Raw genomic sequence first — 23506 nt, forward strand, 5'->3', positions numbered from 1 at the left:
TGCCTATAAGAGAAAATCTCTTCCGCCAAAAAATCGCTTCATATACTGAAAAAGTATATAACATCATACCCCGATTGTCAAGGCGTATCCTTAAGAAGTCAAGGATTTCTCTCCTTTCGTCCCCCTATAACTCCCTATTATTTTATATTGATTTCCAAATCATGATTCCCCCGTTCTGCCTGTTCCTTACCATAAATTTTCTCTTTGGCTTCACAAGCCCCAAATGGAGAAGTCAGAACCCATCCATTTTTTCAGGAAAACATGGCTTAGAGCGCCCTTCGACTATTTCTTTTTTGGGGATATAGAATCCTTCATAGGTTAGACATAGCGCCTCACCCACAATAATATTAAAAAAGGGCAGCAATATCTGCTGCCTTAAAATCTATAAATTTCAACTTATTTCCCCAACAAAATAGGAGGTAAGTACGACTCTTCCCATCTTTTAATCCATGCCTGTTCAGGGTGTATCCTGCTCAAACTCGCAAAACTCGCCCTTCTTCCCATGCTTTATCCGATACATTGCAGTGTCTGCAAGCTTCATTAACTCTTGGAAATCCTTACTATCATCGGGATACCATGCAATCCCGCCAGAGGCACCTATTTTCTGAGGCTCCCCATTGGGGAATCGGACCCAAGTATTATTTACTTTTAAGTCTAGTTGGGTTAATATCTGTCGCATACTCTCCTTATCCTCATATCCGTAAAGAAAAAAGAAAAATTCATCCCCCGATACTCGGCTACATATTGTGGATTTTGGTAAATTGTCTACAAAACTCTGCCCCGCACGACGTATATACTTATCTCCACAATCATGGCCATATCGATCGTTAATGATTTTTAGGTTATCCAAATCAATCATCAGTATGGCGGCATTTTTCAGCCTGTGGGGCTGCTTAAATAGTTCCGATACCTGTCGATAAAAGGCCCGTCGATTATACAACCCCGTCAAAAGGTCATAGTCACGTTCATGCTCAATTCGCAAACGCTCCACAGTGCTTTGGGTAACATCCTCCGCTATTCCCACAACCCGCTCCTGATTCTCCGTTACTTTGATTCGAATATATCTTACGGAACCATCTAATCGCTCCAAATGGTATAGACAACTTCCATCGCCTTCATCGGAACGCAAAATACAGTCCTTCATATCTTCTATCATGTCCAGAAATTTGGTCAATGTAAGCTCTGCAGTGTCTACATTTTCCCAACCAAGCAACTCAAAAAATGGTTTTGTGGCGAATACTGTTCCTTCTTTTTTCTGTATCTCAAACCCACCTATGCTAACACTGGCCATATCCAACATACTGAGAAAACGTGACGAGGAATTGACTATATCTTTACTAAGGGACGTAAAGGCTTCTGCAAACCGGTCAATCTCATGGATTTTAGTCACGGAAAGTTCGGGAATGCCCTCTTTATTTTTCTGGGCCTCACTAACCTCTTTCGATAAAATAAAAATGGGTTTTGATAACCTTCGGCTTACAACGACACTTCCAATAACACCTACCAAAATAGTCATGATAAATGACAGCTTAAGACCTTCTGCCACTTGATTGGAAAAAGCATAAAGCTGATTCTCCTCCACCATCCCAATCAATGCCCATCTTTGCCTTGAAAAGGGGGTGTTGCTGCGGTAAAGAGGCAACTCCATAAAATGAGATATAAACGGCTCGTCATTTATCTGTACCGTATATCCTCCACCATCTAAAGGCTGAAGGTTCATTGCCTCTCCTTGGTTTATTTGAAGGGCACCGCTAACAAGAACCGGTGACCAGCTTAAGTCTTCGGGATTTTGTACGCCCACTACATAACCACTGTTACCTTTTATATGAAGCTCTTCACTAGGCAAAATAGCTTTCAAATAATCAGGTAATAACTCTATACCCAAAACCCCATAAACACTGCCATCTTCAAGTATTAAAGGAATGGAATAGGCAATGGAGTTGTTCCCACCCTCTGCTAATAAGCTAGGCGAAGTTGTCCAGTAGCCATAGTCCAGAGACTTCAAAGAGTTGGCTTTGTTTTTATACGCAGCTTGAAAGGGCTCATAGAAAAAGTCATAATCTGATAGTTCGGAATTGAACTCAAAAAGTGGAGTCCATTGCCTATCTGTAGAAATATTCAGGGATTCCACCAAAGAAATGGGTGCCCTGCCAAAAATCAAGTCCGAATAATCCTTAGAAAGGGGAGATAACGGGTCAAAATCCCGAATGTAAAGTCCAGGCTTTTTGGTATATTCCTCACCATCAAGGTCATGGGTATTCAATATGATAAATATCCCCGATACTCGCTTTGCGTAGAGACATGAAATTAAATCCTTTGAAATCCCTTCCAGCAGTGCTTCGCACTCTTGGGAACCTTGATCCAATTTTTCTAAAGATATCTCTCCATTATCCAACAAGTGTTGTGTTGTTTCGTTCATTTTATTAGATAAAAAAGAAAAATCCGACCAGCTATTTGCAATGGTATTCTGTAAAAAAGTTCCTCTGGTTTGAATTTGTTTTTTTAGAATATCCTGTTCATTTTGATTCAATTTGCCTAGAACGCCACTTTCTGAAAGGGAGCCTTGCAGCAACAAGGCCTCCAGTAAAACAACAAACAATAGAGGGTAGAGAACCGTTCGAAATATAGATCGACCTTTACGGCCCTTAGAATTATTTCGAAAAATCAAATTCTCTACCCCCCTTCAGCCTACCAAAATAAAGCTAGGCTGTTATATTTTCTAACTCCTGAAGAACTTGCTGATACCACTTGTTAAAATATGCCTCTGAAGTGAACTCAGCCACAGCTCTTTTTTGGCTCATACCTCTTTTTAACCGCACCTCCACTGTTTTCCGATCTTCTTTTGCCAAGTCCTCTAAAGAGTGTGTCAAAATATCACGCACTTCAGACCCTTTTTCAAATGCAACGGGAGTGAATAGTGTATTCTCATGAACCGTCTCAACTCCAACCGTAAGTATATGTTTCATTGGTTCTGAAATTTCAGGTGTCCCTTTCAGGATGGTATCAATCTGATTTGCCTCCTTTGTTACAGGCAAATAACCAGAATCAATAGAAAATGCTATATTCCGATCTGGGTGGGTAAACCACTTCAAAAACTCTACGGAAGCCTGAATTTCCTGCTCCGTCCCCTTTGTCACTACCATGCCTGCCCCTTGTTGCACAGCGTAGTCATCACCCTCACTGAACTTTGGTGCCCGAAACACTTCCATTTCTATGGGATAACTTTCCGTATCACTTAAAATCACCTGCTGTGGAAAAAATGTTGCCCCAGCAGACGAGCCAACAAAGGAAATAATACTCCCCATCTTTACATCGTCACTGCGAAATCTTCCAGCGGAAGAAAAATACCCTTTGACATAGGGAATATAATAATGATCCCAGAGCTTTTTTACCACCTCTTTATCAAAGTCAATGACCACCTCATTGTCTTTTTTGGTAATCAACTCATGTCCCAGTTCCTTGGCCCCCAGAAAAAAATAGTTGGCCATGGCATCCCGTCCAAAAAACGCCTTTCCATCATTCCGTTTGGGTGTTAGACCATCCGTCCACTCATAATAAAGCTCCGCCACATCAACAAGACCCTCCATGGTTGAGAAATCTTCATAAGTAGCACCCGTTTCGGCTGCAAAAGTATCCCAATCCGTTTTGTTCAGCATAAAAACCTCAACAGACTTTGCCACTGGAAATATTTTAAAACTTCCACCGTTGGTAATTCTACCTTCTTCTATATAACTTGGAATAAATTGTTCTTGTTCCTCTTGGGTAAGATATTGGCTTAAATCCACCAGCCTACCCATGTTATCAAACTCGTAAGCGGTATCGGGATAGGCTGAAAAAATATTAGGGATATCTCCGCCATTGGCCTTTTCGTAGGCACTGAGTACATTTTCCCTTAGTTCACCTACCGTTCCATGACTAAAAACATCTACATAAATACCTTTTTCCTTGCCCTTGGTTTCATTAAACTGCTTTACCAGACTATTCATCGCCTCTAACTGGGCACCATTATAATATACCCAAACAGAAAGCATAACTGGACTTTCAGGACTCAACTTGCTTCCTGTCAACTCTCCTTTTCCACTCTCACATCCACCCAGCAAAGTAAGTAGTAATAATGCAAATATCAATTTTTTTAAATATTTCAAAGATGCACCACCCCAATAGAACCCCTTCTGCTTTTCCATGGAAAATATGGTTTTTCCACCCCTTGCTTTATGCCCAAATAATACCATATCTTGCTTTTTTCTGCAATAAGCTTTTCCCTTAACCCTTTTGATACAAGTTTTGATAAGCCTTGTATTTATCCAAAAAGAGGCTGTTTACGAAACATCAACAACCCAACCCTCCTCCTATATGCCCCTAACTACAAAAACTGTTCTTCCACCCTTAAAAGAGGGAAACCACCTTTAGGTACATAAAGCTTCAACTAGGTTTTTAAAATCATCCCAAGGCCACGTCCATCACCATCATTAACGCAAACCCAACTGCGGCACCTATGGTTCCAATGTTGGAATGTTCACCCTCTTGGGCTTCAGGAATTAATTCCTCGATAACCACATAAATCATGGCTCCGGCGGCAAAGGAAAGAAAGTAAGGTAAAAGAGGTACCACCTGCTCTGCCAGAGCAATAGTAATCACCGCTGCAATAGGCTCCACAACTCCCGTTCCTGCCCCGTATAAAAAAGCTTTTTTCTTACTGACTCCCTCATTTTGCAAGGGCATTGAAATGATAGCCCCCTCGGGGAAGTTTTGTAGGGCAATTCCCAAAGCCAATGCAAATGCACCTGCCAACGTCATGTTGGTATGATCAAGCATTGCCCCAGCAAAAGTTACTCCCACCGCCATACCCTCAGGTAAATTGTGAAGGGTCACGGCTAAAACCAACATTGATGTTTTAGATAATTTACTAGGAAGTCCTTCGGGCTTATTACTGCTCAAATGCAAGTGGGGAATTAGACTATCTAATGCCAGTAAAAAACCAATGCCTAGCATAAACCCTACCACTGCAGGAAGCCAAGAAATCCCTCCCTGGGCTTCTCCTAACTCAAGGGATGGAATCAGCAAAGACCATACTGATGCCGCAATCATAACCCCTGCCGCAAACCCTAAAAGTAGTTTTTTTATTTTTACATTCATCTGCCCTTTTAAGAGAAAAACCATGGCTGCACCTAAGGTTGTTCCAATAAAAGGGGTGATTAAAATCATAAATTCATACATATTCTTCACCTCTCAAATAAAAATAAGCTCTCACATCTCTTCAAAGGGCTTCTTTGCTGCTAAATAGCACAATGGAGCTAAATTGCTACCCATTATGATAGAATCCGTAACCAAAAACCCCCTCTGGGCTATAAACTTTACAAACGCATCTTCGTTCCACTTATGAAACACCCGAAAGCCTATCTTTTGCATCAACCAAATTTTTAAGCCAACGGGAAAGGTATCTTCCCAAATAAAAGTGGGAGCAAACAGCAAGCCCCCCGGCTTAAGTACACGAAATATTTCATCTAATGCTTCTTTTGGACGGGGCATGATATGTAACGCATTGGCTATAAGCACAGCATCATACTTACCATCTCCCCAAGGTAAGGTGGTAGCGTCCTGTACAGAAAAGCTTACCGTATCAATTTTATTTTCCTTTTCTGCTTTCCTAATCATGGCACTGGAAAAATCCGTTGCATGCCATTCCTTTACATACCCCGCCAAAGGAAAGGTTAGCTGCCCGCTTCCACATGCCAATTCAAGGACTACCATATCTTTCTTTAAATGCATTTTTATTTTTTGACTAATATTGTTATACAAGGATGTGTTGCTTTTCATAAAAGTTCCATAAACGTTAGCAACCCTTTCCCAGAAGACTTTGTTGTTATCCATGTTACATCTCCCCTTTCCCTTTAGAAAAAGGAAAACATAATACAACTACCTTCCTTATTTCTTTTTCACCATGACCTCAAAATAGCGAACTATTCTTTTTCAAATAACTGTTTCCAACCAGAACGCAAACATTTCGTAATGACTTCCACATGCCTCAGGGCTGCCTCTTCAGATTTTTCGTGGGTAATCATATGGATAAAAAAGTCTACTTGGGTGTGGGTAACCCAATGAATCATATAGTTATCAAGCTTAGGTACATTTTTCTCCAAAGCCATGTGATCCGCCAACCCCCGATAGTACTTTTCCGTAATCTCCACAAATTGATCAATGAATTTTTCAAATTTTGAACCTTGTGCCTTCTTAATTAAAAGTAAAAATCCATCATAATGCTTGTACATACAACAAACAATTTTTTTTGTAATTTCAAAATGGTCTGTATACCCATCTGCCCCCATGGTTCCAGTATTTAACTGGCTTCGTTCCTTTTCAAAATACTGATTTATAGTTTTATATAGTTCTTTCAGCGGCGTTTCAACAAGACAAGCAAATAAGTCTTCCTTATTTTCAAAGAAAAAATATAAGGCTCCCGTGGTAACCTCTGCATTTTTGCAAATATTGCGAAGGGAGGCTTGCATATACCCTTTTTCCAAAAACTCCTTTTTTGCTTTTTCAATCAACCGTTCCCTTGTCTCTTTTTCGTTTTTCAATGGGCACCTCCGATCAAAATGACAACATAACACCGTTATCTATTGACTTTATATTATTCCCTTTTATTGGAATTGTCAATGATGCTACAGAATTATTTCTAAAATTATGGATTCTAAAGTTCAAATGTCTGCCCTTATCTTAATTTTGATCGGAGCACCCAAGTGAGTGACTCTAAACATTAGCAATTCATACAGGTTTGTGATTTCCAAACCATTTATTTTTGCATAATTGACTGAGTACGCTGTTCCGCCGTTTCCGCCATCATAGTAGCAAATCATTTTATTACACCTGTCTACCATATACCAGTTTCCTTCGTGATAGCAACCACATTGAAACTTGGTGTGCAAGGTGATGGCCTCATTACAGTAGGGCAGCAAGTAATCGTAGTAAAGCTCTCTGTCCTTTTCTCGCCAACGAGAAGCCTGTTCCTCATATGGGATTACTGCGATGAGTTTTATTTGCCTTGGATCTGGGTCATACAAATGGATTACCTTCTTCCTCGTCAGCACCATTTGGCCTGCCAGTAAATCGAAGCCATAACACGCCCCGAAGTAGAAGGTATCGATACCATTTGCAATTTCCTTGTCAATTTCAGCAAGTAACCTGTCTTTTAGCCTTACCATTTCTTTCTCTGTTCTGGGTAGCCTTTCGCTCCTATGTCCTGTGAAACAAAGTGAATGTTCCTTGATTGTTTGCATAAAACATCTCCTTCCTACAAACACTAATCATATCATTATCTAATGCATTAGTCTATATGTTTAAATAAGTTATTTAATAATATCTTACTATACCGTATGAAAGGTGTGGTGATATGAAATTACGAGTTTTAGAAATATTAGATTCCAAAGGGAAAACCAAGTATTGGCTATATAAGCAGATGGGTATGAGTTATCAAAACTTTAATCGTATGGTGAACAATAAAACCAAGTCCATTAAATTCGATAATCTTGAGGCACTCTGCCAAATCTTAGAATGTACTCCCAATGATATTTTTGAGTTTCCCAAAGATTTGAACACCTAACCGAGAGTTGTTTTCATGCAATTTTATTGGGGTTTGGGCGGTCTCAAAAAGGCATTCTTTTAAGTTTGGGAGAAATGTTTATTCATTTAGATGGATTTAATCGCTTTTCCTTCCTTTTACGTAAAACGCAAAAAAGGCTCTGATTTCTTGTTGAAATCAGAGCCTCGCTTACATTTTATTCTGTTTTCTGAGTGGCACCCTTTTCTACAAAATCGCAGCCATTCTCTAATGGCTCTAAAGTCCCTTAAACACTGGATTTGTGAACAAAAAGCTGCAGTATTCTGTCTTAAAAAACAGAATACTGTAGCTTTTAACTGCTGTCCCAGACAGGAGTCGAACCTGCGGCCTTCCCCTTAGGAGGGGGACGCTCTATCCAGCTGAGCTACTGAGACATTTTGAAAGGATTGTATTTGAAATCTTGAAGTCTTCATGGCAAGGCATGATCTTTTACCACTACCAAAAAGCTTTTCATCTGCAAAAACAGTCCTTCTCTATTTTATGCTTATCCCCTGTAACAGTCAAGTAGTTTTATTCTGCAACAGGGGACTTTTTTTATTGAAGTTTATCTTCTATGAAGGAAGCCAGCTTTTTTGCTTCCTTTTCCATAACCTCTTTGTCTTTACCTTCAATCATAACACGAACCAAAGGCTCTGTACCCGAGGTACGAATTAACACCCTGCCATCGCCAGAAAATTTCTCTTGTAAGGCTTCAATGGCCGACTTGATTTCCGGCACATCCATATAATCGTTCTTTCTTGCATTGTTGACACGGGCATTCACCAAAACTTGGGGCAAAATTTCCATAACCTTCGCTAGTTCAGAGGCTTTTTTTCCACTACGCTTCATGACAGATAAAAGCTTGATTGCCGTTAAGATGCCGTCACCCGTTGTATTGTAGTCAAGGAAGATGATGTGGCCAGACTGTTCTCCGCCCAAGTTATAATCTTCCGCCAGCATACGCTCCAAAACATATCTGTCTCCTACATTAGCCTGTAAAATAGAAATATCATTTTCCCGCCCCATCATGGTCAACCCAAGGTTAGACATAACCGTTCCTACAATGGTGTTATTTTTCAATGTCCCCCGGGCTTTCATTGCGCTACCACAAATAGCCAGAATCTTATCTCCATCAATTAATTCGCCATTCTCATCCACCGCCAAACAGCGATCCGCATCTCCATCAAAGGCAAACCCAATATCTGCACCATTTTCTTTCACAAATGCTACCAAATCTTCCAAATGGGTAGAACCACATTTATCGTTAATATTCGTTCCATCGGGCTCATTATGAATAATGCAAAGCTCAGCCTCTAAATCTAACATGGTAATGGGTGCAGCTTTATAGGCTGCGCCGTTGGCACAATCCAAAGCAACCTTTAGCCCTTTAAACCGCTCCTTTGTGGTTCCTCTTAAAAATGCAATATAATCATCCAGGGCATCCTCTGCATAAGATTTTGTTCCAATGCCATTGCCTGTGGGGCAAGGCAAAACCTCTGTACGACTTAAGAGAATATCTTCAATTTCTTCTTCTAGTTCATCACTTAATTTATACCCTTGGTCACTGAAAAATTTAATGCCGTTATACTCCACTGGATTATGGGATGCAGAGATCATAACTCCTGCGTCCAAACGATAATGGCGTACCAAATATGCTACGGCTGGCGTAGGAATGACCCCTGCAACTACCGCATGAGCACCTACGGAACATATCCCTGCAATCAAAGCCGCCTCCAGCATATCCCCACTGATGCGTGTATCCATAGCAACCAGAATTCTTGGTGCGTGTTTTTTTTCTTTAGTCAAAACATACGCCCCTGCACGACCAAGCTGATATGCCAACTCACCCGTCAACTCTGTATTGGCAACACCTCTTACACCATCAGTTCCAAATAATTTTCCCATTTTCTATTTCCTCCAACAATTACGATTCGTTATCAGGTACAACCGCATCCTCCGCTATGACAACAACAATATAAGCGTTTCCAGCGGTTATGCCTTCTGGCAAATCCAACTGGATGGGAACTTTATGTTGACCCACAGGAAGACCACTTACGTCTACAATACCTTCTAAAGTACTTTCATTGATACTATCTAAAATCACCTCTTCACCGGTAATGCTAACCTTAACGCTACCGCTGATTGCATAGCTCTTTCCACTCTCTCCGCCACTTATACTCAACTGATCAGAATGCACTGTGAACTCACGACTATTGACACCTGAAATTTGTACGTTTACCTGAATGGTAAGGCTATTTGCATCCTTTGCTGTTACCCCTTCGGGCAGATAGTTAGCCACAGCAAAACTCTTTCTCACATCATCACGACTTGCTGAAATATCGATGTCTGGTAATTGCACATAACTAAGGTCGGCTAGCAGTTCAGGTGCACCGATTATCTCTATGTTTTGGGGTGTACAAATTGTTTCACCCAACTCATACCCCTGGGCGGGTGTACCAGATATATTCACTTTAATGGGAATCACTTTTGCATTCAAGGCATGATACGTTACAGTAACTTCCGACATGCTTAGCTTCACACCCTTTACGGGTGTCCCGTTCACATCATAGGCAATAAGCTTTGCCCCAAGTTGGATATTGCCAACAACATCTTGCGCATTCACGCCTCCACGAACGGCTACAACCTGCTCTACCACAGAGGCAGGCCCTGAAACCTTAACGGTATCTGCACTTAGGATAGGCTCCGCATATAAAGCGTCTTTTGGCAGTTCTCCATTCATTACCACCTCAATGGGCAGCGATTTACTGGCTATTCTTTCAATGTACACATCAACGGATGTGGGGACTTTGCTTACAATATTGTATCCCGTATAACCGCCTAACATCTCAACATCAACAGGTAAGGAAATGCTATCCCCATCCATAGCATTGGATAAACCTGATAAGTTAACAGAAACCTGAAGCCAATCGTTAGACTGGTTCAAGCGGTCCAAGGCCGTTCTTTGGGCCTTAATTTTAATATTCACTTTCGTTGCGGCCAAATCCTCCGCATTTTTCACCGTCAGCCCCCGGTCTGTCAAAACATCCATTTGCTCTAGGGTAATGTATTTGGAATAGGTTCTGGTATCCACAGGCTGATTAATATTAATTACCATAAACCACATAATCACAGCTATGGCAATAGAAAGCAGTTTCCATCCCAAATCCTTCATCAGCATTTCTTGAAACATCTTCATTTATCCTGCCTTCCTTTCCAAAAAGAGAGTTTCTTTTTGCCTACTTTCTTGGTTTGTGAAAGCATTGTTCTTAATTGATCCATGGTCAAATCTCGATAGAGTACACCACCCCTTGCCAAGGAAATATATCCTGTCTCTTCGGATACAACAATGACATAAGCGTCAGATACCTCGCTGGCACCAATGGCAGCACGATGTCTGGTACCCAGCTCCATACTGATATCGTTGCTATCTGTCAGGGGCAAGAAGCAGGTTGCCGCCGCTACACGGTTTCTTCGAATAATAACGGCACCATCATGCAGTGGTGTGTTATGCTCAAAGATATTGATTAAAAGCTGACTAGAGATTACTGCGTCAATGGGGATACCCGTTCTTTCCAAGTCTCCCAAAGGAACCTCCTGCTCAATCAAAATCAAAGCCCCAGTCTTCGAAACTCCCATTTTATCCACAGCTTTTATGATCTCATCCACAGTACGGGTAGACGCCTTTTGGTTCCCCTCTTCCTCCGTACGGATAAAGTAAGAAAAGAATTGTCCCTTTCCCAGCTGTTCCAAAGCTTTTCTAAGCTCTGGCTGGAACACAACGATGACGGCAATAATACCAACGGAAATGGTATTGGACAATATCCAAAGAATGGTGTTTAGTTGCAAAATGGTTGCCACTGCTGCCAAGGCAAGAATCACCAAAATACCTTTAAACAAAACCCAAGCTCTTGTTTCCTTAATCCAGAAAATAATTTTATAAATAATATAGGCAACAATGAGAATATCTAAAATATCAGAAAAGCCCACAGATGGCCGAACAAACCCTGTGATCCCCACGTTGTCTATAAAATTTTTAAATGCCTCCATAAAACACACCCTATTCCCAAGAAACATGATATTCTTCTTAAAATAACCATATATTAACATGACACCATAGATTTTTATAAAACTGAGAACATTACGTTGTTTGTTAAAATCCATTTCCAGTCTACTTTTATAAAAAAGCACCCCAAAACCAATTATGTTTCCTCTTGTTTTGTACATATTATAGCATATAACCTAAAAGATTTGTTATAAAAAATCTATGAAAAAAAAGTCTATATATTAATTATAGTAAAAAAAATCATTGAAATGCAAAAAAGAATTTATATGCTAAAAAAACACGGAAATCCCTCGTCTAAGATTTCCGTGTTTCTTTCTTTAATTTGGCTTTTTTAAAGTGGCCTCATGGTAGGGAATAAAATTACGTCCCTAATAGAAACGGACTCTGTCAATAGCATAACAAAACGGTCAATGCCTACCCCCAAACCACCGGTAGGAGGCATACCATATTCCAATGCAGTTAAGAAGTCCTCATCAATCATGTTGGCTTCATCATCCCCTGCTGCACGCAACATTTCCTGATATTCAAAACGTCCACGTTGGTCGATGGGATCGTTTAACTCGGAGTATGCATTTGCATATTCTCTGCCGACGATAAACAATTCAAAGCGATCTGTATAATCAGGGTTTTCAGGTTTTCTCTTGGACAAAGGAGAAATTTCCACAGGATAGTCAATGACAAATGTGGGCTGAACCAAGTTCTTTTCAACAAATTCTTCAAAGAACAGAGACAAAATATCCCCTTTTGCATGACGGTCTTCAAACTGAATATGGCGTTCTTTCGCCAATGCCTTTGCTTCTTCTGTATCCTTAACCAAATCAAAATCAATGCCAGCATATTCTTTTACCAACTCAACCATTGTTTTTCTTGCAAAAGGCTGACCTAAATCTAAATCATGGCCACCATACTGAATCTTTGTTGTACCCAATACTCGTTCTGCAACTGTACGGAACATTTCTTCTGTAATGTCCATCATGCCATTGTAGTCTGTGTATGCCTGATACAACTCCATCAAAGTAAATTCAGGGTTATGTCTTACAGAAATACCTTCGTTACGGAATACACGACCAATTTCGTATACTCTTTCGAAACCACCAACAATCAGTCGTTTCAACGGTAGCTCCAAAGCAATACGACAGTACATATCAATGTCCAGTGTATTGTGGTGGGTGACAAAAGGTCTTGCAGAAGCACCACCAACAATGGTCTGTAACACTGGTGTTTCTACTTCCAAGAAGCCTTTACCGTCCAAAAATCTTCTGATTTCAGTGATGATTTTGGAACGCTTTACAAAGGTGTCTCTAACCTCAGGGTTGACAATTAAGTCCATATATCTCTGGCGATAGCGTAATTCCTGATCCTTTAAGCCATGGAACTTTTCGGGTAAAACCTGCAAGCTCTTAGAAAGCAATGTAACTTCTTTCGCATGCACAGAGATTTCTCCAGTCTTTGTTCGGAAAACAAAGCCCTTAATACCAACAATATCACCAATATCAAATTTTTTAAATGCGGCGTATTCCTCGTCACCGATATCATTACGGCTCACATAAGACTGCATATTGCCGTTACGATCCTGAATATTGCAAAAAGATGCCTTACCCATGATACGCTTGCTCATCAAACGGCCTGCAATGGCCACATCTTTACCATCCAATTCATCAAACCCATCTTTTATTTCGTCGCTATGATGGGTCATATCAAATTTTACTATTTCAAAAGGATTCTTGCCCTCCGCTTGCAACTGTGCCAACTTATCACGACGGATAAGAATCTGCTCGCTTAACTCCTGCTGGGTCAATTCCTTCTCCTGCACGTTTTCATTTTGCTCTGCCACGTTCTTTCCTCCATTCCCGCTTGGCTTTTGTATTTTGCCAATTACACACATTTATCTTTTAATGGATTTTACTTCAAAAATCGCTTCACCATCGGGCGTATCTATGCTGATTTTTGCACCATTTGCGTGTCCCAACAAAGCCATCCCTACGGGAGATTCATTGGAAATACGCCCATTCATAGGGTCCGCCTCTGCAGAACCAACGATGGTATATGTCATGATTTCGTCGAATTCTATATCGTAAAGGTCCACTGTGGAACCAAGACTGATTACGTCGTTGGAAACATCTTCGTCATCAATTACCTCTGCATTACGCAGCATTTTTTCAAGAACGACAATTCTTGCTTCGATTTCAGCCTGTTCTTCTTTGGCAGCATCGTATTCCGCATTTTCAGACAAGTCCCCCTGTCCTCTTGCTTCCTTAATCTTTTCTGCCACTTCTTTTCTTTTGACGGTTTTCAAATTTTCCAGTTCTTCTTCCATCTTTTTCAAACCATCATAAGTCAAAACAACCTTCTTATCCGCCATGGCCGTTGTCATCTCCCTTTTTTCCCGGAATTATCCGTGTTTTTTGCCCTTCCTTGTCAAATACTGCATATACAAGGAAAAAAGAGGGCCTCGACCCTCAAAATTCATTGATAAATTATATACTACATAAAGAAGGGTTGTCAATGTGTAAAACCCCAAAATAACGAAATCATCCTTGATTTTTCGCAATTTTCACCCGTTTCCCCAGTGCAGAAAAACCACTTACAGAAAACCCATTCTCTTTTAGCATGAAATAAATCTCCCTTGCCTCACCTTCTGGAAAGTTGTTTAACCAAAATCCTCGAAAATCCATGTGACTGATAAATGCCACAGCCTCCGCCCTTCTGCTTTCCAACTGTTGCCCTGCATAGTGAAAATAAAACCCCTCGGCAACGGCTACGTCCCACCGCCTTTGGGACAGTCTGCGTAAAGCTGGACGATTACCCACAGCATCTATATAAACGGCATATCTTTTTAGTATATGTTCATATCCTGTTTGCTCCATGCCACAGACAATAATGGCATCCGCCTCTGTAAACAAAGGGTTTTTCGGTGATGAAAATGTCTCTGTCAGCAAGCCTTTTTCAATATAAAGCTCCTCCTGAAGTCCTTCTAACTCCCCAATATTATCTACAAAAAAGGAAAGATGATTCACATAATCCCCCATGCCCGCCAAAATCAAAGGTAAAACATCCATATCGTTTCCGGCAATTAAAAAATGAGCCTCCTCAGGGTTCTTTCCTTGTCTACGCAGTGCTTCTGCCGCTCCATCAAAGGCAAACAATGCAGCCAAAATTTTCCCTGTGGCAACTGGTAAAATTTTATGGGGAATTTCTCCTTCATAGGGTGCAATCAAAATGCCTGCACCTTCTGCAGCCAAAACCTTCACCATAGCCTCTGCCTTTTCCCGCCAAGGTGAGGGCAGTCCCTGCCCTCCGTGAAAAGATAACACGCCATATAGGGTATCGTCTTTTTCATGAATGGTAAAGGGCCTTTTCGAAAGAATGTACTTACTGCGCATCTTTTCCGTTAGAATACTGGTCCAGCGTGGTAACACTAATTGCTCCTCTTTTTCCAAATAACGAACCTCAGCTATTTTCATATAGTCTCCCCCTTTTCTAGTCCACGTTATGTATTTCTTGTCATACATTTCCCATTTCTTAACCCACTAAAATTTCTTTGAAATCCTTTGCAAAACCTAATCCCCATGGCCAAAAGAAAAATTGTTTGTATATTTGTACAAGTTTACCCTTTTTACATCATCCATTTTTTGTATCTAAAATGTTTCCAATTTTTCTTTTTTCATATAATTATATATGTTTGTAAATCAATACAATTACCATATGGTAAAAGTACACAAAAAAAAATATTTTATGCTGTTTCAGCCTGTTTTCCAGTAAATATATTTGGTGAATTATTGACAACGACTATCTTATAAATTATCATCAAGTTATCAAAAATGTTTTTAACCTGTATCGAAATTTTTGGATACAGGCTGTATTTTAATAGTACATTGTATACTGTATATGAAAGGAGCTTTCCCCATGAGTACAAAAATTATGAAAACCATGGATGGTAACGAAGCTGCTGCGTATATTTCCTACGCCTTTACTGAAGTTGCCACCATCTACCCTATTACGCCATCCTCTCCTATGGCAGAGCATGTTGACACTTGGTCCGCAAACGGCAAGAAGAACCTTTTCGGTCAAACAGTACGTTTGGTTGAAATGGAGTCTGAAGCAGGTGCGGCAGGTGCCATGCATGGTGCATTAGAAGCGGGTACTTTAACCACTACTTATACTGCTTCTCAGGGGCTTTTATTGATGATTCCTCCTATGTATCGTATTGCAGGACAGTTAAAGCCTGGTGTTTTCCACGTTAGTTCCAGAACCGTAGGTACCCATGCATTCTCTATCTTCGGTGACCACTCCGACGTTATGAGCTGTCGTCAAATCGGTTGTGCTATGCTTTCCTCCGCTTCCGTTCAGGAAGTTATGGATTTGGGCGGTGTGGCTCACTTAGCAGCAATCAAAGGCAGTGTCCCTTTTATCCACTATTTCGACGGTTTCCGTACTTCCCACGAATTACAGAAAATTGAAGTAATGGATTACGAAGAAATGGGTAAACTTTTGGATCAGGATGCCCTTAGAAACTTCCGTAAAAATGCGTTAAACCCTGAAAGACCTGTACAGCGTTCCATCGTACAAAACCCCGATGTTTTCTTCCAAAACAGAGAAGCTTGCTCTCCTTTTTATACAAGACTTCCTGCCATCGTAGAAGATTACATGAACGAAATCAATCGCATTACAGGCAGAAATTATAAGCTGTTTAACTACTTTGGTGCAGCCGATGCACAACACATTATTATCGCTATGGGCTCCGTTTCTGGTGCAATTCAGGAAGTTGTAGAACATCTTATGGAAAAAGGCGAAAAGGTTGGTTTCTTACAGGTTCACCTGTACCGTCCTTTCTCCATGGAACATTTTATGGCGGCTCTGCCCGAAACAGCAAAAATAATTACTGTTTTGGATAGAACAAAAGAACCCGGTGCATTGGGCGAGCCCCTTTATGAAGATGTATGTTCCGCTTTGATGGAACAGGGCAGAACCCCTAAGGTTCTTGCAGGAAGATATGGTCTTTCCTCCAAAGATGTAACTCCAGCACAGATTGTTTCTGTATTTGATAATATGAAGGGTGAAAAGAAAAACCACTTCACCGTTGGTATCAACGATGATGTTAGCATGACATCACTTAGCGTTGGTGCTGAACCAGAAGTAACCGATAAATCTACAATCGCTTGTAAATTCTGGGGCCTTGGTTCCGATGGTACGGTAGGTGCCAACAAAAACTCCATCAAAATCATTGGTGACCATACCGATAAATATGCACAGGCATACTTCGAATATGACACTAAGAAATCAGGCGGTATTACAAAAAGCCATTTACGCTTTGGTAATGTGCCCATTCGTTCCAGCTACTTAGTATTTAAGGCAGACTTTGTTGCTTGCCATCAGCAGTCCTACATCAGCAAATACGACATCGTTTCCGAAATCAAACCCGGTGGTACATTCCTCTTGAACTGCGGTTGGAAAGAGGAAGAGCTGGAAGCAAACTTGCCTGCAGATGTAAAAAAATACATAGCAAATAACAACATCTCTTTCTATACCATCGATGCTGTAGATATTTGTCGTGAAATCGGTTTGGGCAACAGAACAAACTCCGTTTTACAGTCTGCATTCTTTAAATTAGCTAATATTATCCCTGCAGAAGATGCTGTTGGATACATGAAAGCTGCAATTGAAAAGTCCTATGGCCTTAAAGGTGAGAAGATTGTAAATATGAACTTTGCCGCTGTAGATGCAGGTTTAAGCGGCTTGGTAAAAATCGATGTACCTGAAAGCTGGAAAAATGCAAAAGATGTAAATAAAGAAGACGTAAAACGTATTCTTCCCGAATATATTGAAAAGCTTTTAATCCCTATGAATGCACAAAAAGGTGATACCTTACCGGTTTCTGTATTCTTAGGTAGAGAGGACGGTACTGCTCCTTTAGGCACCTCCGCATATGAAAAACGTGGCGTTGCCATCGACGTACCTGAATGGAACATCAATAACTGTATTCAGTGTAACCAATGTTCTTATGTCTGCCCTCACGCTTGTATTCGTCCTTTCTTGTTGACTGAGGAAGAAGCACAAAATGCTCCCGAAGGTTACCAGACAAAGAAAGCAAACGGTGCTGGCGAAATCGCAAAATATCAGTTCCGTATTCAGGTAGATCCTTTGGATTGTCAGGGTTGTGGCGCTTGCGTTGTAGCTTGCCCTGCCAAAGAAAAAGCATTAACGATGAAACCATTGGATACACAGATGGGCGAAATGACAAATTGGGATTATTCCTTGGCTCTTTCTTACAAAGAAAATCCTATGGATAAATATAGCGTAAAGGGTAGCCAGTTCGAACAGCCTCTGCTAGAGTTCTCTGGCGCTTGTGCAGGTTGTGGTGAAACACCCTACGCAAAATTGATGACTCAGCTTTATGGCGACAGAATGTACCTTGCCAACGCAACAGGCTGTACTCAGGCTTGGGGTGCCGCTGCACCTTGCGTACCTTATACAACCAACAAGGACGGTTGGGGTCCTGCATGGAGCAACTCTCTGTTTGAAAATAACGCACAGTTCTCCTTGGGTATGGTTTTAGCCGTAGAACAGCAAAGAGAACGTGTGAAAATGCACTTACAGGATTTATTGGCTGTTTGTGATGATGCAGACTTACAGGCAAAAACAAAAGTTTGGTTAGACAACTACGAAGATGGCCATAGAAGTAAAGAAGACTCCTTGGCTTTGATTGCCACTTTAGAAAAAACACAGGTAACAGGCGAAGGCGAAGAATTGAAAGCCTTTATTCTGGATAATAAAGAACACCTGACCAAGAAATCCATGTGGATGTACGGCGGCGACGGCTGGGCTTATGATATCGGCTATGGCGGCTTAGACCATGTTTTGGCATCAGGTGCAGATGTAAACGTATTGGTAGTAGATACGGAAGTATACTCCAACACAGGCGGTCAGTCCTCTAAAGCTACTCCAATCGGCGCAGTGGCACAGTTTGCCGCTGGCGGTAAACCTACAGTAAAGAAAGACTTGGGTATGCTGGCTATGAGCTATGGTTATATCTACGTTGCGCAGGTTGCATTGGGCGCAAACCCTGCACAGCTGATTAAAGCAATAAAGGAAGCCGAAGCATATAAGGGCCCTTCCTTAATCATTGCTTATGCACCTTGCATTAACCACGGTATTGCAAAGGGTATGGCAAATGCTCAAACAGAAACCAAAATGGCCGTTGACTCTGGCTATTGGTTCCTGTATCGCTACAATCCTGACCTGAAGAAGGAAGGTAAGAATCCGTTCATTCTAGACTCCAAAGAGCCTACCATGGATTACCATGACTTCATCATGGGTGAAGTTCGTTACTCCTCTTTGGTTCGCACCTTCCCGGAAACAGCGAAAGTTTTGTTGAAAGAAGCTGCTGAGCATGCACAACAAAAATATCAGACCTATAAAAAAATGGCTGAGGAATTATAATTTCCCAAAGCCAAAGTAAAAAACTAGACAATTCCTTACAAATTTTAAGGGCATCATTTTAAAATGATGCCCTTTTTTATATTTATTTCCCTTTATTCGCATACATTGCTTTATCCGCCTTCTCAATAATGCTTTCCAGTGCACTTGTATGGTCTAGCCCGAAGTCCGACGTTCCAATACTCAAGGACAAGTGTATCCCTAATTTATCTGCATCATTGTATGCTTTAACAAGCTGAGTAATACTTTGAATAATTTTATCCCTTACCCCGCTCTTACAAAACAGATAAAACTCGTCCCCACCATAACGGCCAACAATCGCTTCTTCTTTCTCACAAGCCCGTCTTAAAATCTCCGCAACAGAAATCAAAACCCCATCCCCCACAATATGCCCATAGGTATCGTTGATTTCTTTAAATTTATCCACATCAAGAAACACGATAGAATAACTCCCCTCCCATGCCATATCCCGCCTAATGTTTTGCAAACAAATGTCGAATTGATAGCGATTATTTAACTGGGTTAAGGGGTCGGTTGAAATTCTTTTATTTTGAAAATTGATAAATATAAATAACAATGATAGTACCGTACAAATCCATATTAATGAGACACCGTAAAGCAGAACTTGTGCCACAATGCCTATAAAAGGAAGCACATGAATTTTCATAATTAAAACACAATCCTTTTTTTCGATTATGTTTTCAGAATTTCGATAAATCCTGATACAATCTAAAAAAGGAATCATAATATAAGGCATGTTAACTAAAATTGAAATAAAAAATAATGGAGATCTTGCGTAAATATTGGCTTCATCAATAGAAAAGTAAATGTTATGCTTTGTGTTAATTAGAACAAGAAGGGTATTTAAAATTACAGGTATGCACATGACGAAAAAATATTTTGAGTCTCGAATTCTTTTTCGATTTAAAAATAATGAGATATAGATATACCAAATAAACACTGTAAAAGATTGGAAAATATAATAAATACTTGATATAGCCCAGTTTACTTCTATAGCAAAGGGAAATTGAGTGCCGTTTGCTAACCACATTCCAGTGTCTACAAATAATACGACAAAAATGGAGTAGTTCAGATATATAAAGGCCCTCTGCCTGCCTGTACCATTGTCAATATTCTGCTGATTCAGTAAAATTGCCACCAAAATGACCATTCCAATCAGATTGACTTGTGTATATAAAATACCAACCATTTATCTCACCTTTTCTATACGTATTTTTATTGTGTTATCACTTTGAACAGAAGGAACGGCATGGATTGTCTCTTCCTTCTAAATTCTAATAAAAACCCACTTTATAATACTCAACATTTGGGTATATTTATGCTAAAATGCAAATGTTCCTCTGATAGGACCAATATCACTCTACATTATGGCTATTACTTTAAGCAGTATTTCCGATTTTATCATCCACCTTCACCACACACAAAACTTCATTGCACATGTAACACATGGGGGTAAGCGTACATACATCCAACATCTTTTCATTGCATCAGCTTGGGAGTTTTCTACCGTTAACATCCTGTTATTATCTAGAACACAAGGGTTCTAGCTATTAAGTGCCCGCATCAGCTTTAGTTATCATTTTCCTATACATTACCATAAAGAAAACAGCAAAAGCAATTTAAGTTATATAAAAAAGTAGCTCCCTGTTCTTTCTTAAATAAACACAAAAATATAACTACTAAGTAACACTTCTTGGTTATTATTAAAGTTTAATATCCAAGTTTGAAACAGGAAACCGGTAGGTATACTAGGGGGGCTACGCCTGGGCGTCTAGGGCTTTCATATGAAAGGCCTTCATGGGAACCCGCCAGGATATACCTCTTGCAGAATCCCCCTTATCCCCACCAGTGCCAGACTGGAGACACCAATACCAACGCTATTGGGGACTTGCTGTAGCCCTAGGATTATAGGGCTTAGAAAATGAAACGAGATGAACGCAGTAATTTTGAGTAAAAAAAATCCTTATAAAATCAGGGCTCTTTTTTTTCGAAATTTTTCTTAATAGTTTTTTTCAATCCTCTTAATACCCTAATGAAAGTGAAAAATGGTGATATACTAACGGAGAAGAAATAAAACAAAACGAAAGGTGATTTTATGAAAAAAAGATTTTATGCACTATTATTATGTATTGTTCTTAGTGCCACCATTTTTTCCGGATGCGGAAAGACCTCGGAGGCAAACTTAGGCAACAATACTCAGGTATCTGACAACAATTATGACTCTGACGAAGGATTCCCCCTTTTGGAAGATGACTTAATAGAACTTTATAAAGATACAGAAACATTGTACTCCTATATCGTTTTTGGCAGCTTAAAGTATGATACGAGCAAAAAAATAGAAAAAGATAACCTAGTTTACTACAAAGTAAATGAGCCTGCATTTGAATCCTATGATTCCTTTAAAACATATTTATCCAACTACTTCACCGAAGACTTTATCAATCGAGAGATTTTAAGTCCTGATAGCATACGGTTTATACAGGATGAAAACGGGGACTTGTATATGATGAACGGCAGCCGGGGTGAGAACGTGTTTTACGCAGGCCATGTATTCCACCCTGCAGAAATTGAGGAAAACCAAATTTCTTTTACTGCCACTGCTTACTACACAAATAAACAAGAACCTTATGATGGCCAACTTTTCTATACAGAGCCAGAAAATAACAGTGACTTCTCCACCCAAGACTTTACCTTTACCTTAGTCAAAGAAGGCGACAGTTGGAAATTTGACAGATTCTCTTGCTTTTTTTAATTAAGTTCCTGTACTAAATAAACCACAGAAGTAAGGGTTATGGGGAGAGCCAATAAATTGAAATAAGGGTACTTCCTCATAAAAAAAGTCCATTGAATAGAATTGAAGTTCTACTCAATGGACTTTTTAATTATTTTTCATGTTCGTGATGTTTGTGATGCTCGTGATGCTCTTCATGGGCCTCCTGAGCTTCTTGTTTCGTTGTTTGAACCGTTCCATGTGGATGATGAGGTGGCGCATATATTGTATATATTTTCAATGCTTTATTGCCAGTGTTAATTACATTGTGCCATGTCCCCGCTGGAACCAAAATTGCAAACTGGCCATCCACATTTCTCTGATAGCTTAGCTTATCCCGAGTACTTCCCATTTGGATAACGCCAACGCCATCCTCCACACGAATAAACTGGTCTACATCGGGATGTACCTCCAAACCAATATCCCCACCAGGAGGAATACTCATCAAGGTTAATTGTAAATGCTCCCCTGTCCATAATGCAGTACGATAATTGGGGTTCTGCTTCGTCACCATCTCAATATTTACTACAAAAGGATCTGGACCATAGTCAGTAATATTGGGCATGCCCATATAATTTCTTATACCATTTCGATTCATTACTCTTTCCCCTTTTTGCATTTTATATTATTTTTATGTGGCTAAAAGGGAAATTAGAAATCGTCCTATAAAAAACATAGCAAATGTCCTTTTTTTTTACAAATATAGTTATTTCTTTTCTCCAATGGCCTTATCTTTTTCCAAAACAGCATCAAAAGCCTTTACCAAAGTAGCCTCGAAGCCACCAGCCTGTAAAGCAGTCACACCTTCAATGGTGGTACCCCCTGGGGAACAAACCTGATCAATCAAAGGCCACGGTGCCTCTCCACTTTCTAATAGCATTCTTGAACTGCCTAAAACCGTTTCCGCTGTAATTTTTAACGCCTGTTTTTTTGGCATACCTGCTTTTAATGCAGCATGGGCCAAAGCGTCCATATAAAGGTATGCGAAAGCTACGGATGCTCCGCCAATCACACTAAAAATGGAAAATTGGCTCTCATCTATCTCCTCAACGGTCCCGATGGTTGAAAACATATCACGTACCACCTGTTTTTGCTGGGAAGTGACAAATTCATTTACACAAATCCCCGTTGTTGATCCACCAATCTTCGCATTAATATTGGGCATAACCCTTACAATCGGTGTTTTTTCAGGCAAATATTGACTCAAGTAGTCTAATGTTTTTCCTGCGGCAATGGATACCACCAATGGCTTTTTTTCTGCAAAATCTTGTTTCAGTGGGGGCAATAATTCAGATAATACGTTAGGCTTAACGCCAAGGATGACCACATCACTTTTTGTAATTACTTCCTTGGATGTTGTGCAAGCCTTTGCCCCACATTCCTCTGCTAACCTTTCAGCAGAGAATACACTTCTACTGGTAAGATAAATTTGCTTTCCTTCATAGCTTCCTGTGCCCACGGTCATGCCCTTTACAATGGCACCAACCATATTTCCTGCGCCAATAAAACCAAAATTCATACTCATATCCTCCAATCCAACAATTAACCAAAATCATGCCTTTTTATCAGAACAAAATGCTTATTTCTATTGGAACATACAATTCATTCACTTTTTTCT

General features: G+C 40.2%; 17 protein-coding genes, 1 tRNA gene and 1 pseudogene. 3 read left to right on the forward strand and 16 right to left on the reverse strand.

Going from position 1 to position 23506, the window contains the following annotated elements:
• Nucleotides 1-457: 457 nt before the first annotated feature.
• The 6 genes from RBQ60_RS15000 to RBQ60_RS15025 form a co-directional block, all read right to left on the reverse strand.
• A complete protein-coding gene (locus RBQ60_RS15000) occupies nucleotides 458-2668 on the reverse strand; it encodes a GGDEF domain-containing protein (RefSeq protein ID WP_307884491.1) in 2211 nt (736 codons plus the stop codon).
• A gap of 34 nt (nucleotides 2669-2702) precedes the next feature.
• Nucleotides 2703-4145 carry an extracellular solute-binding protein gene (locus tag RBQ60_RS15005; RefSeq protein ID WP_307884492.1) on the reverse strand — a complete coding sequence of 481 codons (1443 nt, stop codon included), beginning with the start codon at nucleotides 4143-4145 and terminating at the stop codon, nucleotides 2703-2705.
• Between the two features lie 295 nt (nucleotides 4146-4440).
• Entirely contained in the window at nucleotides 4441-5217 is a 777-nt protein-coding gene (locus tag RBQ60_RS15010) for a ZIP family metal transporter (protein WP_307884493.1), read from the reverse strand.
• 30 nt (nucleotides 5218-5247) lie between these two features.
• Complete coding sequence (locus RBQ60_RS15015; protein WP_307884495.1) at nucleotides 5248-5871, reverse strand: class I SAM-dependent methyltransferase; 624 nt, start codon at nucleotides 5869-5871, stop codon at nucleotides 5248-5250.
• Between the two features lie 89 nt (nucleotides 5872-5960).
• Nucleotides 5961-6578, reverse strand: coding sequence for a TetR/AcrR family transcriptional regulator (locus RBQ60_RS15020; protein WP_307884497.1), 618 nt, complete (start codon nucleotides 6576-6578; stop codon nucleotides 5961-5963).
• Nucleotides 6579-6698: 120 nt separating this feature from the next.
• Nucleotides 6699-7277, reverse strand: a complete 579-nt coding sequence (locus RBQ60_RS15025) for an SLOG family protein (protein ID WP_307884498.1) — start codon at nucleotides 7275-7277, stop codon at nucleotides 6699-6701.
• Nucleotides 7278-7390: 113 nt separating this feature from the next.
• Here RBQ60_RS15025 and RBQ60_RS15030 point away from each other — a divergent pair, with 113 nt between their 5' ends.
• A complete protein-coding gene (locus RBQ60_RS15030) occupies nucleotides 7391-7600 on the forward strand; it encodes a helix-turn-helix domain-containing protein (protein WP_307884500.1) in 210 nt (69 codons plus the stop codon).
• Nucleotides 7601-7918: 318 nt separating this feature from the next.
• Here the strand turns inward: RBQ60_RS15030 and RBQ60_RS15035 are convergent.
• From RBQ60_RS15035 to RBQ60_RS15065, 7 genes and pseudogenes are all read right to left on the reverse strand, one after another.
• Nucleotides 7919-7992 (reverse strand) — tRNA-Arg (locus RBQ60_RS15035).
• 160 nt (nucleotides 7993-8152) lie between these two features.
• Nucleotides 8153-9502 (reverse strand): phosphoglucosamine mutase, encoded by a 1350-nt coding sequence (glmM, locus tag RBQ60_RS15040; protein WP_307884501.1) that lies wholly within the window; start codon nucleotides 9500-9502, stop codon nucleotides 8153-8155.
• Between the two features lie 19 nt (nucleotides 9503-9521).
• On the reverse strand, nucleotides 9522-10793 hold the full coding sequence (locus RBQ60_RS15045; RefSeq protein WP_307884503.1) for a CdaR family protein: 1272 nt from the start codon (nucleotides 10791-10793) through the stop codon (nucleotides 9522-9524).
• Nucleotides 10790-11644 carry a diadenylate cyclase CdaA gene (cdaA, locus tag RBQ60_RS15050; protein WP_307884505.1) on the reverse strand — a complete coding sequence of 285 codons (855 nt, stop codon included), beginning with the start codon at nucleotides 11642-11644 and terminating at the stop codon, nucleotides 10790-10792. Before cdaA ends, RBQ60_RS15045 begins: the two co-directional genes overlap by 4 nt.
• A 350-nt stretch (nucleotides 11645-11994) precedes the next feature.
• Nucleotides 11995-13494: pseudogene (lysS, locus tag RBQ60_RS15055) on the reverse strand (lysine--tRNA ligase); the annotation flags it as partial.
• Between the two features lie 51 nt (nucleotides 13495-13545).
• On the reverse strand, nucleotides 13546-14022 hold the full coding sequence (greA, locus tag RBQ60_RS15060) for a transcription elongation factor GreA (protein ID WP_307884508.1): 477 nt from the start codon (nucleotides 14020-14022) through the stop codon (nucleotides 13546-13548).
• A 169-nt stretch (nucleotides 14023-14191) separates the two neighbouring features.
• Complete coding sequence (locus RBQ60_RS15065) at nucleotides 14192-15124, reverse strand: hypothetical protein (RefSeq protein WP_307884510.1); 933 nt, start codon at nucleotides 15122-15124, stop codon at nucleotides 14192-14194.
• A gap of 442 nt (nucleotides 15125-15566) precedes the next feature.
• Between RBQ60_RS15065 and nifJ the strand changes: the two genes are divergently transcribed.
• Complete coding sequence (nifJ, locus tag RBQ60_RS15070) at nucleotides 15567-19100, forward strand: pyruvate:ferredoxin (flavodoxin) oxidoreductase (protein ID WP_307884512.1); 3534 nt, start codon at nucleotides 15567-15569, stop codon at nucleotides 19098-19100.
• Between the two features lie 82 nt (nucleotides 19101-19182).
• On the opposite strand, the gene RBQ60_RS15075 is transcribed toward nifJ, so the two are convergent.
• A complete protein-coding gene (locus RBQ60_RS15075) occupies nucleotides 19183-20307 on the reverse strand; it encodes a GGDEF domain-containing protein (RefSeq protein ID WP_307884514.1) in 1125 nt (374 codons plus the stop codon).
• A 906-nt stretch (nucleotides 20308-21213) separates the two neighbouring features.
• Here RBQ60_RS15075 and RBQ60_RS15080 point away from each other — a divergent pair.
• The gene (locus RBQ60_RS15080) at nucleotides 21214-21870 is read left to right on the forward strand and encodes a DL-endopeptidase inhibitor IseA family protein (protein WP_307884515.1); all 657 of its coding nucleotides are present in this window, start codon (nucleotides 21214-21216) and stop codon (nucleotides 21868-21870) included.
• 130 nt (nucleotides 21871-22000) lie between these two features.
• Here RBQ60_RS15080 and RBQ60_RS15085 read toward each other — a convergent pair whose 3' ends face one another.
• Both RBQ60_RS15085 and proC read right to left on the reverse strand, forming a co-directional pair.
• Nucleotides 22001-22486: a cupin domain-containing protein gene (locus RBQ60_RS15085; RefSeq protein ID WP_331654217.1), complete on the reverse strand. Its 486-nt coding sequence runs from the start codon at nucleotides 22484-22486 to the stop codon at nucleotides 22001-22003.
• Between the two features lie 108 nt (nucleotides 22487-22594).
• Nucleotides 22595-23407, reverse strand: coding sequence for a pyrroline-5-carboxylate reductase (gene proC, locus RBQ60_RS15090; protein ID WP_307884516.1), 813 nt, complete (start codon nucleotides 23405-23407; stop codon nucleotides 22595-22597).
• Between the last annotated feature and the right edge of the window lie 99 nt (nucleotides 23408-23506).

It is taken from the genome of Anaerotignum sp. MB30-C6, assembly GCF_030908465.1.
Taxonomy (GTDB): Bacteria; Bacillota; Clostridia; order Lachnospirales; family Anaerotignaceae; genus Chakrabartyella.